This window comes from Lentzea sp. CA-135723, assembly GCF_050936595.1.
In the GTDB taxonomy this organism is placed as follows: domain Bacteria; phylum Actinomycetota; class Actinomycetes; order Mycobacteriales; family Pseudonocardiaceae; genus Lentzea.
The window spans coordinates 124,378-141,215 of sequence record NZ_JBNJMK010000002.1 but is presented as its reverse complement, the minus strand read 5'-3'; the positions used below and the strand labels follow the sequence as shown (position 1 = coordinate 141,215).

Annotated in this window: 13 protein-coding genes; 8 read left to right on the top strand and 5 right to left on the bottom strand. The window is 69.9% G+C overall.

All coding sequences use genetic code 11. The features are described 5' to 3' along the window. Positions 1 to 15: 15 nt before the first annotated feature. Genes ACQEU1_RS36550 through ACQEU1_RS36540 form a run of 3 tightly spaced genes read right to left on the bottom strand, consistent with a single transcriptional unit; the run spans position 16 to position 2,105 of the window. Positions 16 to 348 carry a hypothetical protein gene (locus ACQEU1_RS36550; RefSeq protein ID WP_433212412.1) on the bottom strand — a complete coding sequence of 111 codons (333 nt, stop codon included), beginning with the start codon at positions 346 to 348 and terminating at the stop codon, positions 16 to 18. Positions 349 to 408: 60 nt separating this feature from the next. Next, positions 409 to 1,035 (bottom strand): response regulator, encoded by a 627-nt coding sequence (locus ACQEU1_RS36545; protein ID WP_433212409.1) that lies wholly within the window; start codon positions 1,033 to 1,035, stop codon positions 409 to 411. Beyond that, entirely contained in the window at positions 1,032 to 2,105 is a 1,074-nt protein-coding gene (locus ACQEU1_RS36540) for a sensor histidine kinase (protein WP_433212406.1), read from the bottom strand. The genes ACQEU1_RS36545 and ACQEU1_RS36540 overlap by 4 nt, the downstream gene beginning before the upstream one ends. A 108-nt stretch (positions 2,106 to 2,213) precedes the next feature. On the opposite strand from ACQEU1_RS36540, the gene ACQEU1_RS36535 reads away from it, so the two are divergent. The 5 genes from ACQEU1_RS36535 (at position 2,214) to ACQEU1_RS36515 (ending at position 7,832) form a co-directional block, all read left to right on the top strand. Further along, entirely contained in the window at positions 2,214 to 2,897 is a 684-nt protein-coding gene (locus ACQEU1_RS36535) for an ABC transporter ATP-binding protein (protein ID WP_433212403.1), read from the top strand. Further along, entirely contained in the window at positions 2,894 to 4,669 is a 1,776-nt protein-coding gene (locus ACQEU1_RS36530; RefSeq protein ID WP_433212400.1) for an FtsX-like permease family protein, read from the top strand. Before ACQEU1_RS36535 ends, ACQEU1_RS36530 begins: the two co-directional genes overlap by 4 nt. Before the next feature lie 54 nt (positions 4,670 to 4,723). After that, positions 4,724 to 4,918 (top strand): antitoxin, encoded by a 195-nt coding sequence (locus tag ACQEU1_RS36525; RefSeq protein ID WP_433212397.1) that lies wholly within the window; start codon positions 4,724 to 4,726, stop codon positions 4,916 to 4,918. A 132-nt stretch (positions 4,919 to 5,050) separates the two neighbouring features. Then, on the top strand, positions 5,051 to 7,081 hold the full coding sequence (locus ACQEU1_RS36520; RefSeq protein ID WP_433212394.1) for an NACHT domain-containing protein: 2,031 nt from the start codon (positions 5,051 to 5,053) through the stop codon (positions 7,079 to 7,081). Positions 7,082 to 7,133: 52 nt separating this feature from the next. Beyond that, positions 7,134 to 7,832 carry a hypothetical protein gene (locus tag ACQEU1_RS36515; RefSeq protein ID WP_433212391.1) on the top strand — a complete coding sequence of 233 codons (699 nt, stop codon included), beginning with the start codon at positions 7,134 to 7,136 and terminating at the stop codon, positions 7,830 to 7,832. A gap of 199 nt (positions 7,833 to 8,031) precedes the next feature. On the opposite strand, the gene recQ is transcribed toward ACQEU1_RS36515, so the two are convergent. Together recQ and ACQEU1_RS36505 are read right to left on the bottom strand one after the other, a co-directional pair. Then, positions 8,032 to 10,017: a DNA helicase RecQ gene (gene recQ / locus ACQEU1_RS36510; protein ID WP_433212388.1), complete on the bottom strand. Its 1,986-nt coding sequence runs from the start codon at positions 10,015 to 10,017 to the stop codon at positions 8,032 to 8,034. Between the two features lie 39 nt (positions 10,018 to 10,056). Next, the gene (locus ACQEU1_RS36505; RefSeq protein WP_433212385.1) at positions 10,057 to 11,907 is read right to left on the bottom strand and encodes a Xaa-Pro dipeptidyl-peptidase; all 1,851 of its coding nucleotides are present in this window, start codon (positions 11,905 to 11,907) and stop codon (positions 10,057 to 10,059) included. A gap of 98 nt (positions 11,908 to 12,005) precedes the next feature. On the opposite strand from ACQEU1_RS36505, the gene ACQEU1_RS36500 reads away from it, so the two are divergent. From ACQEU1_RS36500 to ACQEU1_RS36490, 3 genes are all read left to right on the top strand, one after another. Then, positions 12,006 to 12,944 carry a maleylacetate reductase gene (locus ACQEU1_RS36500; protein WP_433212382.1) on the top strand — a complete coding sequence of 313 codons (939 nt, stop codon included), beginning with the start codon at positions 12,006 to 12,008 and terminating at the stop codon, positions 12,942 to 12,944. 91 nt (positions 12,945 to 13,035) lie between these two features. Beyond that, entirely contained in the window at positions 13,036 to 14,328 is a 1,293-nt protein-coding gene (locus ACQEU1_RS36495; protein ID WP_433212379.1) for an alpha/beta hydrolase, read from the top strand. After that, positions 14,325 to 16,784 carry a rhomboid family intramembrane serine protease gene (locus ACQEU1_RS36490; protein ID WP_433212376.1) on the top strand — a complete coding sequence of 820 codons (2,460 nt, stop codon included), beginning with the start codon at positions 14,325 to 14,327 and terminating at the stop codon, positions 16,782 to 16,784. The genes ACQEU1_RS36495 and ACQEU1_RS36490 overlap by 4 nt, the downstream gene beginning before the upstream one ends. The last annotated feature ends 54 nt before the right edge of the window (positions 16,785 to 16,838 follow it).

Sequence of the window (16,838 nt, the reverse complement as noted above, 5' to 3'; positions counted from 1 at the left end):
GCTTTAACGGATCACTCAGTTGTCGGTCGACTCGGTGATGTCGTACTCGCACTTCGCCTCCGCGCCGGAGTTGGTGATCTCCTCTTCCTTCTCCACGCGGAGTTTGCAGGTGGCCCGGCCGGACTCGGGCTTGACGACGAGCGTGACCTTGCCGAGGGCGTTGGCGAGCATGCCGACGTTCTTCACCGGCAGGTCGACGGTCTCCGACCGCGAGTCGCCACCGGGGACGGTGAGCGTCAGCTGCGCCTTGCCGGTGCCCTCGATGTCGTAGAACGCCTCGTAGGTGTAGCTCTTCGGGCCGCACGCGGTGAGCGCCAGCACGGGGATCAGCAGGAGGAGTTTCTTCATGGCTCGAATTCTGGTGATGTGCGCGGGGCCGGGCTTCTGTCCGGAGACCGGTTGTGGGTCCTACTTTTGGCCGACCAGGCGGGTTTCCCAGGCCCAGGCGGCGATCTCGACGCGGTTGCGGGCGTCCAGTTTGGTCTGAACGCTCGCGAGGTGCGTCTTCACCGTGCCCAGCGAGATGAACAGCTCCTGCGCGATCTCGGCGTTCGTCTTGCCGACGGCCGCGAGCTTCACGACGTCGAGCTCTCGTGCCGAAAGCTTGTGCGGCTCTTGCGGTGCGGGCGTGTTCATGTGCTGCAACAGTCTGACGGTGATCGACGGGCTGATGAGCGCATCGCCCGTGACGGCCGCACGGACCGCTTCGACGAGAAGGTTGGGACCGGCGTCCTTCAGCAGGAAGCCGCACGCACCGTTCTTCAACGCCGTGTGCACGTACTCGTCGTGGTCGAACGTCGTGCACACCACCACGTTCACGTCGCCGGCGATCTGCTTGAGCGCTTCGAGTCCGTCCATGCGGGGCATGCGGATGTCCATCAACGCGACGTCCGGCTTGGTACGTCGTGCCTCGGCGACGGCCTCGACGCCGTCCTGCGCTTCCGCCACGACCTCGATGTCGGACTCGGCTCCTAGGATCATGCCGAAGCCCGTGCGCACCATCGCCTGGTCGTCCGCGACGAGAACCCTGATCACGCGGTCGCCTTTCCGGTCGGGAGTGCGGCGTCGACGACCCAGCCGCCGTCGATGCCCGGCCCTGCTCTGAGCCTGCCACCGAGCGCCTGCACCCGTTCGGTGAGTCCGACGAGCCCGAAACCGCTGCCCTGCCTCGCGGGCCTGCCGTCGTTGGAGATCTTGACCGTCACCCAGTCCGATGTGGTCTGGATCTGGACGTCCACCGCGGTCGCCTCCCTGGCGTGCTTGCGGACGTTCGTCAGCGACTCCATGACGACGCGGTGCACCGAACTGGCGACCTCGGGAGGGAGGGTCGCCGTGTCGCCGTGGACTTCGAGGGTCGCGCGTGGTTCGGCGGCGATCAGCGGTTCGATGTCGACGATGCCCGCGACCGGTGCGACGGGGGCGTCGTCGCGCAGCATGCCCACCATGCGGCGCATCGCGGTCATGGCCTCGCCGCCGGCCGCCTCGATCCGTTCGAGGGCGTCCCGTGCCTGCGCGGGGTTCCGTTCGACGATCCGGCCGGCGCCCTGGGCCAGCACGACCATGCCCGTGATGTGGTGCCCGACGAAGTCGTGCAGGTCCCGCGCGAACTCGGCCTTCTGCTCGGCCCGGACGGCCTCGACCTGCTTCTCCCTGGCGGTGCCGAGCAGCCGCAGGTAGCCGACCAGCGCGAGCACCCCGGTGGCGACGACCAGCAGGCCCATCATCAGCGTGAGCGCGGTGCTGCCGGGCGGGTACTCCCAGGGCTGGGTGACCAGCGCGACGGCGACCAGGGCGACCAGCGGCGCGTCCCACCACGACCTCGCCCGGTTCGTCGTCACCGCCAGCACGCCTGTCAGCGCGAGCGCCTCGGCCAGCCCGAACTCCTTGTCGAGCGGGTTGACCAGCGTGAACGTCAGGCTGGCGGTGGCGGCGACGGCGGCGAGGGCGCGGTTCGGGCGCAGCCAGGCGAGGGCCGGCAGCACGATGCACGCGAACGCGGCCCAGCCCGTCCAGGGGTAGAGCCCCGGCGACTTGAACAGGCCGTACCAGAAGTCCGCGAACGACGCGGCGAGCAGTGCGGCGACCGCACCGAACCTCCAGAGCATGGCCACGACTCTAGGCATCCGCACGCGGTCCGCAGATCGGCCGAAAGACAGAGGCGAACCCGGCGCAGGACCGAGGTCCCGCTCGCTTCCGGGGACTTTGCTGACCATGTGAACAACTTCGCTTCCGCCGCGGCCGACCTCGTGAAGGTGTACGGCTCCGGTGACACCGCGGTTCGAGCACTCGACGGGGTGACCGTCGGGTTCCGGCCCGCCGCGTTCAGCGCGATCATGGGCCCGTCCGGGTCCGGCAAGTCGACGCTCATGCACTGCCTCGCGGGCCTCGACACCGCCACGTCCGGCGCGGCGCTGCTCGGCGGGAAGGACCTGACCCGGCTCTCCGACACCGCGCTGACGAAGGTGCGGCGGGACCGGGTCGGGTTCGTGTTCCAGTCGTTCAACCTGCTGCCGGCGCTGACCGCGCGGCAGAACGTGCTGCTGCCGCTGACGCTGGCGGGACGCCCCGTCGACCAGGCCTGGTTCGCACAGCTCGTGGAGGTGCTCGGGCTGTCGGAACGGCTGTCGCACCGGCCGCCGGAGATGTCCGGCGGGCAGCAGCAGCGGGTGGCGTTGGCGCGTGCGCTGGTCACGCGTCCTGACGTCGTCTTCGCTGATGAACCGACCGGCAACCTGGACTCGCGGTCGGCGGCGGACGTGCTCAACCTGCTGCGACGGGCCGTGCGCGAGTTCGGTCAGACGATCGTGATGGTGACGCACGACGACAGGGCCGCCTCTTATGCCGACGCCGTGGTGCACATGGCGGACGGCCGTGTCGTGCAGGCGGTCGCCGCATGAGGAGGTTCCTGCCGGTCCTGTCGATCACGATCGCCGCGTTCTTCGCCTACTCGACGGCACTCGCCAAGGACGTCGCCGAACGGTCGCTGGCCGCTCAGGCGAAGGAGCTGGTCGAGGTGTTCGTGCTGCTCGGCGCGTTCGTCACGGTCGCGATGATCGTGGCCGCGCTGGTCGCCACCTCGACGTTCCGGATCGTGTTCGCGCAACGGATGCGGGAGCTCGCGTTGCTGCGCGCGGTCGGTGCCACCCGAGGCAGGCTGGCGCGCGGGCTCGTCGTGGAGGGCGCGCTGGCCGGGTTGCTGGCCTCCGTCGCCGGGGTCGCGCTGGCGGCGGGCGCGGGGCAGCTCGTGCCGCTCGCGGGCCTGGTGGCACCGGGGTTCCCGCTCACGCCCGCGCTGGCCGTGGTGTCCGGGTCGTTCGTGCTGACCACGCTCGCCGTGCTGGCGCCCGCGTGGTCGGCGGCCAAGGTCTCCCCGCTGGAGGCGCTGCGCACGTCGGCCGTGCAGGACGCCCAGAGCCGCATCGGCGTGCCGCGCTGGGTGCTCGGCGTGCTCATGGCCGGTGGCGCCGGGTGGCTGCTGGTGTCCGTCGCGATCGACGGTCTCGCGGACGGGAGGCGGCCGAGCGGGATGATCGAGGATCTGCTGCTGCGCACGACCATCAGCGGTGCGCTGACGTTCGGCGCGTTGATCACGCTCGGACCCGCGTTGATCACGCCGGTCCTGCGGCTGTTCGGATTCCTGTTGCGGCGCAGCACCATCGGCACGCTGGCGGTGAGCGGTGTCGGGGGTGCGCCGCGCCGGGCCGCGTCCGTCACGGCGGTGGTGGCGGTGGGCGTCAGCCTCGTCATCGCGACCCTGACCGGCGCGAACACGTTGCAGGGACTGGGAAAGGCGGAGATGGCGAGCGCCTACCCCGCCGAGCTGGAGATCACCGGGCCGGTCGATCCCGCGGCGCTGACCGCGGCCGGGCTGACGAACGTGCTCCCCTACCGCCGCACCGAGATCACCGTCGACGGCACGCTCACCATGCGCGCCACCGACCTCGACATGACCGGGCTGAGCGACCTCGGCGACTTCCGCGTCGACTCCGGCGCACTCGCCGACATGGGGCCCCGCAAGCTCATCCTGTCCACCTCGACGGCGACCCGGCTCGGTCTGACCGCCGGCTCGGCCGTGGACGTCAACGGCGTGCGGATGACCGTCGCGGCGACGTTGTTCGGGGAGATCCCGCTCGGCAGTGCGCTGCTGCACTCGTCCGATGCGGAAGGTGCCATCGTCGGTGCACTTGCCGACGGCGCCAAGGAACGGGTGCCCGCCGGCTTCGAGGTGGAGTCGCTCGCGGAACGTCGTCAGGTGCAGGAGAACGGGTTCACCTCTTTGGTGGTGATCGCGGTCGGACTGCTGTTCCTCACGATTCTCATCGCCGTGGTGGGAGTAGGCTCGACCACGGCGTTGTCGGTGCTCGAACGAACCCGCGAGTCCGGTCTGCTGCGTGCGATCGGCTTGCCCCGCAAGGGTCTCGGCCTCCTCATCACGACCGAGGCCGCCCTGTACGGAACCGTCGGCGCGGTGATGGGTCTCGCCATCGGCGTCCCCTACGCCTGGCTCGCGATCGTGGCGCTGGGCGTCGAGTGGCCGTTGCAGGTTCCCGTCGTGGCGATCGGCGTGGTCGTGCTCGTCCTCACCGCACTCACTGCGGGCGCGGGGCTGCTGCCTGCCCGCCGGGCGGCGCGGGTGAGCCCGGTCGCGGCACTTCACTCGATCCAGTGACGTGTACCGGATCCAAGACCGGGTAACCGAACTGCATAGGGAGGTAATGCAGTCATGGGATTCGACGAGTTGAAGAACAAGGCCAAGGACCTCATCGGCGAGCACGGCGACAAGGTCGACCAGGGCGTCGAGCGCGCCGGGCAGTTCGCCGACGAGAAGACCGGCGGCAAGCACAGCGAGCACATCGACCAGGGCGAGGACAAGCTCAAGGAAGGCCTCCGCAACTTCGGTGGCCAGCAACAGCAGTAGCGGTACCCACTCGGAGTGGGTGCGTGAGGCGACTCAGGCGCTTGGTTCGCATGTGAGTTAAGCCTGATCGGATTCACTTCCGCGATCCCGGCGGCACGGTTACCGTCGTTCGCCGGGATCGCGGAGGTGAAGGTGGATCCGAGCGGGGTGACGAGAGCGGCGCGGCTGACCGCGTTGGCCGCCTTGTGCCTGGTCACCGTCGTTCTGCTGCTTCCGGCCGCCATCAGCGTGAGCACCGGCGGGCCCGTGCCGGGGTTCATCGGCGAGTTCGGCAGGTGGTTGTGGCCCGCGGTCGGCGTGATGGTGCTCGTCGCCGTCGGTCTCGCCGTCTGGGAACGGGTGCGCGGCCACGAGACGAGCAGCCGCACCGCCGCACTCGCCCGCGTCGAGACGCGGGTGAAAGCGCTGCTCGCCGCGTCGCTAGCGGCCCAGACGCAGATCAAACTGGGTGTGCTGCAGCAGCCGAAGCTCGCGGTGCGGGTGGACGGCGAGGAGATCTCCTCAGCCGACCTGGAGGCCGTCTACGAACGCCTCGGCCACACCATGGTCCTGATCGGGCCGGTCGGCAGCGGGCGGTCGACGTTGCTGCGCGAACTGTGCCTGGTGCTGGTCCAGCGGGCCCGCGACGACCCGGACGCGCCGATTCCCGTCGTCGTGGACTTGGCGACGTGGCGCGCGTACGGGACGCGCAAGCCGACGGAGTTCACCGCGTGGCTCTTGCGCGAGATGAACCGCCGCTACGGCATCAGCCGCTCGGCCGGCACGATCTGGCTGCGCCGCGAACGCGTGGCCGTGCTCATCGACGGCCTGGACGAGGTGCCACGCGTCGACCGCGCGCACTGCGAGTCCGAGCTCGCGCCGTTCGCCTCCGTCGTCCTCTCGACGGGCCCGATCGAGAACCTGCCGTCGGTGCACGTCGAACCGTTGTCGCGCGGGCAGGTCCTGGAGTACATCGCCTCGGTCAGTCCCCGGCTCGACAGCCTGGAGTCGGCGCTCACCCCGGAGATCTGGGAGAAGCTCGACTCACCCCTGGCGTTGAACCTGCTGGCGTTGACGCACCTCGACAAGCAGGTCGACACGATCGGCACGGACTTCGTGGGGTCGTTCGTCGTGGAAAGGCTTTCCGGCCAACGCGGCGCGGGCCCGACCATTCGCGCGTTGAAGTTCCTCGCACGGCTGGACAGACCGGATCTCGGCGCGCCCGTGCACATGCCGCACCGCCGTGCGTGGCTTCCGCTGCTGCCGACGCGGCCGTTGTGGTTGCTGTTCGTGCGCGCGGTGCCTGCCGCATATGCCGGTGGTGTGTGTGCCGTGGCGTTCATGACGAGCCTGCGCCTCGGCTTGTGGCCGGCGTTGGTGTTCGTGGTCGCCGCTTCGTCGTTGCTCGTGATGGTGAACAAACTGCCGCACGTCTTTCATCCGCCTGGCCGTGCGCACGGCATTTTGACCGCCGCGCTGGGATTCATCGCCGGCGTGGCTGGCGGTTTGATGGTCGGGCTCGTCGGGTTGTGGCTCGGCGGAATCGGCACGCCGTGGCCGTATCTCGTGACGTATGTGTTCGTGGTGGTGGCGTCATTCTTCTTAGCGTTGGGTTTCATACCGGGTGACGCGCCGGTGCCGTGGGCGTTGTTGATCGCCGCCGCGCCGGGCGTCTCGATGATCTGGACCGGCCCGTACGTGGTGCTGGCCGGCATGGGAGTCGGCTTTTCCGCCGGCGTGGCAGGCGGAATTTTCGCCGCGGCAGTGGCACGTGTGTGGCGCACGGTGCGTCCGGGACAGCAGCAACGCATGCGGCTGGGGAGACCGTGGTGGGTGCAGCCGGCGGTCCCGGTCCTGGGCGCGGTCGGTCTGCTGGGCGGGATCGGCACGCTCGGATCCTGGGGAACCGCACTGGGAGTGGCACTCGGGCTGCTTGTCACCCCAACGGCCGCACGCGACTACGTGTGGCCGTTCGACGCACTCTCCGAAGTCGCCGCGGAAGGTGTCACCCGCCCCTTGTCGCTCGGTGAGTTGTCCTTCCGGCGCAAGGCTTTGCTCCATCTCGCACAGGACAGGCTGCTGCTCACCCGAGTGGACGGCGAGTACCGCTTCGCGCACGTCGCGCTGCGTGATCATCTGGCGTCCTGCGACCCGACCGCGCTGGTGAGGGCCACTCGCCGTTGAACCACCCCGATCCGCGGGCCGTACGGCCTGACAGAGAGGTCGGGTGTTGCACATGCGCTGGTCGAAGGGCTGGGTCGCGGGCACGGGGGTCTTCTCCGTCGTCGCGGCCATCGGGGGTGCGGCCTTCGCTCTCGCCGGTTCCGGGGCCCCGTCGTCGCAGTCGGGGGTGGCGGGCAAAGAGGTGTGCGCCGGTCAACAGGTGAGAACGACGAACGCCAAAGGCCCGGCAGGCGTGTTGTCGGACCAGTTCCCGTTGGGCACACAACTCAGGCTCACCAATCCCGCCAACGGACGCGCGATCACCGTCTCGGTCATCGGCACCTCCAGCAACTGCGCGCTCATCAACACGGCCGCGCTGGATTCCCTGTGGTCCGCCGAAACCGGCGAGGGCGGCGTGGAAAGCGTCCTCCGCCGAATCCGGGTGGAGATCGTCGGAAACGCACCGGCCCCCACTCCCGCGTCGCGAACCTCGGTCTCCCGAGTGCGCCCTTCCGGTGTGGTGGGCCAGGTCGTCTGCGACGGCGCGACCGTCGGCCTGTCCTCAGTGGGCGGTGAACCGGGGGCGTTCTCGTCGCAGCTCCCGGTGGGGTCAGCGGTCCGGGTCACCAATCTCGACAACGGCAAGCAGACGACCGTGCGGATCGTCGGCGTCGGCCCGTCCTGCGTGGTGCTGAACAGCGCGGCCTTCGACCTCGTCGGCGAGTCCGGCAAGAACGTGATCAAACGCGCGCAGATCGAGAAGGTGACCTGACCCCTGCGGGCGCAACAGGCCCTGGGGCGCCGGTCAAGGCGCGGCTGCGACACGGCTGAGAACGGCGGCCCACGACTCAGGGGCCGCCGGACAGGCCGGCTCTGCGGCGTCGCCGAGGCGCGCTGACAGCCGTCATGCCGCCGGGCGGGCGCTCACCGCACGGCTCGGCGGTGAGCGATCTCTCGGACTGGGCGGTGGGTCACCAGTCCATCGGCTCGTCCGGTTCCTCCGGCTCCGGCCACTCGTCGGCCGCCTCGCCCGACCCCCAGGCCGCGCCGCCCGTGCCGGTGGTGCGGGACCTGGGTTTGGCGGGTTCGGCGGCGGGCGCCGCCTGCTGGGCGGGGGCGGCCGGGCCCGCGGTGACCACCTCGAGGATCTGGTCGCCGTACTTGGTCAGCTTGGCCTGGCCCACGCCGCTCACGCCGCCCAGGGCCGAGAGGCTGGTGGGGCGGGTGGCCGCGATGGACTTCAGGGTGGCGTCGTGGAAGATCACGTAGGCCGGGACGCCCTGTTCGCGGGCCTGCTGGGCGCGCCATTCGCGCAGGGCCTCGAAGAGCGGCGCCGCCTCGGGCGGGAGGTCCACCTTCTGCTTGGTGCCGCTGGAGGACGAGGACTGGGCGGAGGTCCTGGCCCGCGCCGGGGCCGGGTCCTTGCGGAGCTTCACCTCGCGCTTGCGGGACAGCACGTCCGAGCTCGCCTGGGTCAGGACCAGGGTCGAGTACTCGCCTTCCACGGCCAGCAGGCCCTGGGCGAGGAGCTGGCGGACGACGCCTCGCCACTCGCTCTCGTTGAGGTCCTCGCCGATGCCGAAGGTGCTGAGCTGGTCGTGGTCGAACTGGATCACCTTGGCGGTCTTGCGGCCCAGGAGGATGTCGATGGACTGGCCCGCGCCGAACTTCTGGTTGCGCTCCTTGCGCAGGCGGTAGACCGTCGACAGGATCTTCTGGGCGGCCACCGTGCCGTCCCACGACTCCGGCGGGGTCAGGCAGGTGTCGCAGTTGCCGCAGGCGACGCCCGGTTCGCCGAAGTAGTCGAGGAGCATGCTGCGGCGGCATGTGATCGTCTCGCAGAGGGCGAGCATCGCGTCCAGGTGCGCCTGGGAACGGCGGCGGAAGGCCAGGTCGCCTTCCGAGGACTCGATCATCTTGCGCTGCTGCACGACGTCGGAGAGGCCGTAGGCGAGCCAGGCGGTGGACGGCTGGCCGTCGCGGCCGGCGCGACCCGTCTCCTGGTAGTAGCCCTCGACCGACTTGGGCAGGTCGAGGTGGGCGACGAAGCGGACGTCCGGCTTGTCGATGCCCATGCCGAACGCGATGGTGGCGACCATGACGAGGCCGTCCTCGCGGAGGAACCGCGCCTGGTTGCGCTGGCGCACCGAGGCGTCGAGGCCCGCGTGGTAAGGCAGCGCCGGGATGTCGTTGGCCAACAGGAACTCGGCGGTCTTCTCGACGGAGGCGCGGGACAGGCAGTAGACGATGCCCGCGTCGCCCCGGTGCTCGCCGTGCAGGAGGTCGAGGAGCTGCTTCTTCGGCTCCTTCTTGCCGACGATGCGGTACTGGATGTTCGGGCGGTCGAAGCTGGAGACGAACTGGCGGCCCTCGGTCAGCTCCAGGCGGGTGAGGATCTCCTGGCGCGTCGCCTCCGTCGCGGTGGCGGTCAGCGCCACGCGCGGCACCTTCGGCCAGCGCTCGTGCAGGTGCGTCAGCGAGAGGTAGTCGGGCCGGAAGTCGTGGCCCCACTGGGAGACGCAGTGCGCCTCGTCGATCGCGAAGAGCGCGATCTCGCCCTGCTCGAGGAGCCGGAGGGTGGCCTCGGACGTCAGGCGTTCGGGCGCCAGGTAGAGCAGGTCGAGCTCGCCGTTGACGAACTCGGCCTCGACGAGCCGCCGTTCGTCCCACGACAGCGAGGAGTTCAGGAAGCCCGCGCGCACGCCCAGGGCGCGCAACGCGTCCACCTGGTCCTGCATCAGGGCGATCAGCGGCGAGATCACCACGCCCGTGCCGGGGCGCACCAGGGCGGGCACCTGATAGCACAGGGACTTGCCACCACCGGTGGGCATGAGCACGAGCGCGTCGCCGCCCGCGATCACGTGCTCGACGATGGCGGCCTGGTCGCCGCGGAACTCGGGGTACCCGAAGACGCGCTGCAGGACCTGCAGCGCGTCTCCGTGCTCGGTTGAACCCATGGCGCCGATGCTAGCGAGCGGCACCGACAGTCCGGTTCGCTAGCCCAACGCGCTCTTCGTACCAGCGGAAACGCGGGCGGCGACGAGCGGAGCGGGCGAGGCGGACGGCACGGTGCCCTTCAGCGGGACCCGCACCGACGTGTCCGCCAGGTCGACGGTGAGCCGCGGCAGCTGGCTCGGCCGCACGATGGCGGTCGTGTCGGTGCCGCCGATCACCAGGCCCAGCCGGTGGCCCGCCGGCACGACCCAGTCCGTTGTGGACAGTCGGAACGTCATGCGGTACTTGGTTCCCGGCGTGATCGTGCGCGGGGTCGTGAGCGACTGGTAGTTCGCGAGGTCCGCCCAGCCGCGCGCGATGATCTGCGCGTCGACGTTGCCCGTCGTGGCCTCCGTGTTGCGGTAACACGCGTCATCGCCCGTGCGGCTCTCGCCCCAGCACGACTCCGTGGTCAACGTGCGGATGCCTTCGCCCGTGCGCACGCGCGCCGGGCCGTAGTCGACGAGGTACGCCGTGAGGTGCGCGGTCGGCGTCGACGACGACACCCCCACCGTGATCGACGACGTGCCGGCGATGCGCAGGTCCGAGGCCAGCGCGGCGGTCGACCAGATCGCCCGGCCGGTGTTCGAGCCGGAGATCCAGTTCGTCGGCGTGCCGCTGCCGTTGTCGGTGAACGCCGACGTGCCCGTCCCTGCCGCCGTGCCGAGCCCCGAAGAAGAAGGACGCAACACGGTGCTGACGGTCCCGGCGGGAGGCCACGTCTGGTCGGTCGACCACACGTCCGGCGCGCGCTCCGCGGACACCTGAGGCTCGTTCTCGATGCCGTTCTGCACGTCCAGCAGCCAGCGGTCGAACCAGCGGTGCAGCGTCGGCACCCACTCGCTGCGCCGGAAGTCGAACGGGTCGACGTGCGCGGTCTGCGAGAACCACAGCTTCTTCGGCACCGTGGCGGGCACCGCGTCCCAGAACTGCCCGTACTGCAACGTCTTCACGTTGAGGTCGTTCAGCCCGTGGATGGCGAAGATCGACGCCTTCACCTTCGACGCGTTGCGCACGAAGTCGCGTGTCTGCCACATCGCCGTGTAGTCGCCATTGGCCGGGGAACCGTTCGTCATCTGCGAACGCACCGTCGCACATCGCGAGCGAGCGTTGGAGTTCTCGAACTGCGACCCCAGCCCGGTCGGCGAGCTGTACCCGGGGTACGCGACGCCGTCCGAGCGGAACCAGTCGTACCAGGAGCTGATGGCCGCGATCGGCACGATCGTCTTCAGCCCGTCGACGCCGGTGGCCGCGACACCGTTCGCGATCGAGCCGTCCCACGACTTGCCGATCATGCCCACGGCCCCGGTCGACCACGAGGCGCTCTTGGTCGTGGCCCCGGTCAGGGTCGAGTAGCCGGTGCGCCGCCCGTTCAGCCAGTCGATCACGGCGGTGCCGGAGGCGATCTCGGACTGGCCGCCGACGTCGACGCAGCCGCGCGACCGGTTCGTGCCGAGGAAGTCGACCAGCACGACGGCGTAGCCGCGCGGGACGAAGTAGTTGTCGTAGAAGAGCGGGAACTTCACCGGCACGCCGGCGGAGTCGTAGGTCTTGACCTCGCTCTCGTTGCCGCGGCCCGCGCTCTGGTAGTAGGGACTGGCGTCCATGATCACCGGCACGCGCGCGGTGGTGGACGGCCTGATGATGTCGGCCGCGACCCGGTCACGGGTGCCGTCGCCGTCGAGGTCGAGTCCGGAGTCGACGTACACGGTCTCGCGGACCGCGTCGGCCATCGAGTGGATCGGCGCGGTGACGCCGCCGGACAGCTGGAACGCTGGTGTCGCCGCTGTGGCAGGGATTGGCGTCAGGGTCAGGGCCCCTGCTAACGCCACTACAACACGAACACGCTTCATGAAGATTCACGCTAAGGAGTGACGAAGTCACCCGTCAGAGCCGAAAGGCTTGACCCTCTGCTGTTGCGCCGGGCCCGTGCCTCACGTATTCGTCCTGGGTGAGCTTCACCTTCGAACCCGGCCGCACCCGCGTCGTCTTCGGCCGCGGCACCGCCGCCACCGTCCGCGCCGAGGCGGAACGGCTCGGTGCGACGCGCGTGCTGCTGATCGCCCGCCACGGCGGTGACAAGGTGGCCGCCGAACTCGGCTCGCTGCTGGTGACGCGGTTCACGGGCGCTGCGATGCACACGCCGGTGGAGGTCACAGAGCGCGCGCTCGCGTCGTTACGCGAACACGACGTGAACGGCATCGTGTCCGTCGGCGGCGGATCGAGCACCGGGCTGTCGAAGGCGCTGGCGATCCGCACCGGCGTGCCGCAGGTCGTCATCCCGACCACCTACGCCGGGTCCGAGGTCACCCAGGTGCTCGGCGAGACGGCGGCCGGGCTGAAGGAGACGCGCCGCGACCCCGCGATCCAGCCGAACACCGTCGTCTACGACGTCGACCTCACGCTGGACCTGCCACTCGACGTCACGGTGACAAGCGCGCTCAACTCTCTCGCGCACGCCGTCGCGGCCCGCGGCAACGAGAACCCGTTGGTGGACGCCATCGCCACCAAGGCGATCGAGGGCGTTTTGCACGCTTTGAGCGGAAACCCGTCCACTGTGGATGCGCGCACGGAGCTGTTGTCCTCAGCGTGGCTCGGTGGCACATGTCTCGCGTCCGTCCCCATGGGACTGCACCACAAGCTCGCGCACGTTTTGGGCGGTACGTTCGGTTTGCCGCACGCCGCCACCCACACGGCACTGCTCCCCCACACGGCGCCCGCGGATCTGGCGGGACGCATCCACGACACGGCCACGCGGTTCGGCGCCGTGACATCCTTGCGGGAGCTGGGAATGGCGGAGTCCGATTTGTCCCGCGCCGCGGAGATCGCCGGCCACCCGGACGCGCTGACGACCCTCACGAACGCCTGGCGCGACGCACCGCGCGGCTGATGGGTTGTCATTCTTAAGGCTGATGTTCACGCCTCTGAACAGAGACGAATCACCGATGCGTTTCCTGAAGACTTCCTGAAGCATTGAGGGCATGCTCAGCCCGTTGGATCTGTCCCTGATAAACGGACCGATCCCCAAGGCGGCCACCGTCGCGGCCGCGGTCGCCCTCACGTACCTCGCGATTCGGAAGAACCGGACCTGGTGGGTCCGCGTGCTGCCGATCGTCGTGCTCGCGTGCGCGCTCGTGGTGACCGGCCTCACGCTCGTGGTCAACCACCTGTGGAAACCGTGGCCCGAGCCGCTGCCGATCATCCTCATGGTCTGGCTGGGTGCTGCTCTCGTGGCCCTCGCATTGGCCGTGGCACGCCTACGGCCGTCGCGGTGGTACGGGCGTGTGCTGAGCGTCGTCGCCGCGATCGTCGTGCTGGGCAGCGCGGTCACGGCCACGAACGCGTTCTACGGGCAGTACCCGACCGCACGGGCCGTGCTCCAGGTGTTCCACAACCCGAGCGTCGACCTGCCGGACACCGCGCCGCCTTCGGACGTGCTCGAAGTTCCGGAGGGCAAGAAGCTCGCGGACGTCTGGACGGCCACCGGCCTGCCGGACAAGGGCACGATGTCCGAGGTCACCATCCCCGGCGCGCTCAAGGCCCGCCCGGCGTGGATCTACCTGCCGCCCGCCTACGCCGCCAAGCCGCGGCCGAAGCTGCCGGTCGTCGTCCTGCTCGCGGGCCAGCCGGGCTCGCCGCGCGACTGGTACGACGCGGGCGGCATCGTCGACAACATGGACGCGTTCGCGCGCGCCCACCACGGCCTCGCGCCGATCGTCGTGATGGCCGACCCGCTCGGCGCCACCACGGCGAACCCCCTCTGCCTCGACTCGAAGCTGGGCCAGTCCGAGACCTACCTGGCCAAGGACGTGCCCGGCTGGATCAAGGAACGCCTCACCGTCGACGAACGCCGGGAAGCGTGGACGATCGCGGGCTTCTCGCACGGCGGCACGTGCTCCGTGCAGCTCGCAGTGCGCGCGCCGGACGTGTACGGCAACTTCATCGACATCTCCGGTCAGCGCGAGCCGACGCTCGGCACGCGCGAGGAGACGGTCAAGGCCGCTTTCGGCGGCGACGCGGCGGCGTTCGCCCGCGTCAACCCCCTCGACATCCTCGCCCGCGAGAAGTTCCCGCGGACCGCGGGCGTGATCGTGGCGGGCAAGGACGACGCTCAGTACCGCCCGGCCGACGCCGAGGTGTTCGAGGCCTGTCGCAAGGCCGGAATGGACGTGCAGTGGAAGGAACTCCCGGGGGGACACGACTGGAACGTGTGGCGGCCGGGGCTGTACAGCTCGCTGCCGTGGCTCGCGCAACGAACAGGGCTGGTCAGATGATCGCCAAGCTGTTCCGCACCGCGCCGCTGACCTGCACGTCCCTCATCGTCTTCTGGACGGTCGGGGCGCTCACCGGCGCCGTCGGCGAGATGAGCGACGAGATGCTGGAGCGCGTCGGGTTCGGCGCCGGCGCTCCGGTGTGGACGGTCCTCAGCTCCGCGCTGTGGTCGGTGGACCTGCTCGGCTACCTCGGCACCACGGCGCTGCTGCTGGTCGCCGGGGTGCTGGCGGAACGGGAGTTCGGCGCGGCGCGGACGGCGGCGATCTTCCTCGCGTCGCACGTGGCCGGCTCGTACCTCGGGCTGGGCTTCGTGCTGCTGGGGCGCGACCTGGGCTGGGGCTGGCTCGAGTCGCTCGTGAGCGAGCCGGTCGAGCACGCGGTGGGACCGTCGATCGGCCTGGTCGGGCTGGTGCTCGCGCTGACGTTCCGGATGCCGCCTCTGTGGAGGCGCCGCGTACGGCTGTTGATGATCTTGTCGGTGCTGGTTCTTATGCTGTACTCGGGTTGGCTCGAAGACGTGCTCCGAGTGTCTGGTGGCGTGGCCGGACTGCTGATCGGAGCGCTGTTCCTGAGGACCGGGTCGGTTCGTCCGGCGCGGTCGCTCCAGGAGACGCGAGTGCTGGTGGCGTTGCTGCTCGCGGCGTCCGCGCTCGGGCCGGTGGTGTCGATGATGTCGCCGTACCCGAACGGGCCGCTGTGGTGGTTCGCCGACGTGGTGGCGGTGACCCAGCCGTTGCAGGAGGACGTCGACGCGACGTGCTTCGGGGACATGGTCGAGCAGTGCCGGACGATGATGGTCCAGCTGTCCTACGGCCGGGTCCCCGCGATGGTGATGTCGTTGCTGCCGGCGTTGTTGTTGCTGGTGCTGGCGGAAGGTCTGCGGCGCGGACGGCGGTTCGCGTGGCGGACGGCGCTCGTGTTCAACCTGGCGTTCGCGGCGTTCATCGGTTCGTACGTCGTGTACGTCGCGCAGTTCCCCGATGCGACGCTGCTGGAGCTGTCGGTCTCGTTCGGTGTGCCGATGCTGGCCCCGCTGGCGATCATCGTGGTGCTGCTGGTGACCCGCAGGCACTTCGACGTGCGGCTGCCCCGGCACGCCGTCGTGAAGTTCTGGCGGTTCACGGCGGTGAGCGTCGCGTTGCTGTCGGCGCTGTACGTCTTCGGCGGGTACCTGGTGCGCGACCAGTTCACGCCGGAGCCGGGCTTCGGCGCGCTGCTCGCGGACCTGCCGACGCGGTTCCTGCCGCCGGGGTACCTCGGCCTGGTGCCGTTGCGGTTCTCCGCCGAGGGGTTCGTCGGCACGCTGCTGTTCGAGTACACGGGCGTGGTGTTCTGGCTGATCGTGCTCGCCGGTCTGCTGATGGCGTCGTGGCGGACGTGGCCGTCCTCGTGCGAAGAGTCGGCCGTGCGCGCTCGCGAGCTCATGCGGCGGTACGGCGGTTCGTCGTTGTCGTACATGACGACGTGGCGCGGCAACCAGTACTGGTTCACGCCAGACGGCGAGAACGCCATCGCGTACCGGGTGGTGGCGACCATCGCGCTGACGGTCGGCGATCCGATCGGCCCGGCGCGGGTGGACGCCGTGCGCGGGTTCGCGGAGTTCTGCGCGCACAACGGCTGGACGCCGTGTCTGTACAGCGTGGGCGCGGAGACGCGGGCCGCGGTGGAGGGGCTCGGCTGGTCCGCGGTGCAGGTCGCCGAGGACACGATGATCGAGCTGGACAAGCTGAGCTTCACCGGCAAGAAGTGGCAGGACGTCCGCACGGCGCTGAACAAGGCCGGCAAGGCCGGCATCACCGCCGAGTGGTGCACGTACGCCGACGCGCCGTACGCGATCACCGACCAGATCCGGTCGATCTCGGCGGAGTGGGTGGCGGACAAGGGCCTGCCCGAAATGGGATTCACGCTGGGAGGCTTGGAAGAGCTGACCGGAGAGGGGGTGCGCTGCCTGCTGGCGATCGACGCCGATCGGACGGTGCACGGCATCACGAGCTGGCTGCCGGTGTACTCCGACGGCGAGGTCGTCGGGTGGACGCTCGACTTCATGCGGCGGCGCTCGGACGGGTTCCGCGGCTCGATGGAGTTCCTGATCGCCTCGGCGGCGCTGGAGCTCCAGGCGGAGGGCGCGCGGTTCCTCAGCCTGTCCGGGGCACCGCTCGCGCGGCTGGACCGGGGCGAACGGCCGCGGGCGTTGCAGCGGGTCCTGGACTTCACCGGGCAGGTGCTGGAGCCGGTGTACGGGTTCCGCTCGCTGTTCGCGTTCAAGGCGAAGTTCCAGCCGACCTACCAGCCGATGTTCATGGCGTACCCGGACTCGGCGGCCCTGCCGCGCATCGCGAACGCGGTGAGCCGCGCGTACCTGCCGCACCTCAACGCGCGGCAGGGACTGCGGCTCGCGAGCAAGATGATCATCCGCACGCGCGACCGCGTGACCACGCATGGTCGAACTCGCTAGACCGAAAGGGTGGTGACGCGATCCTCTCCGTCACACTTCGGCGCGGCTAGGCGA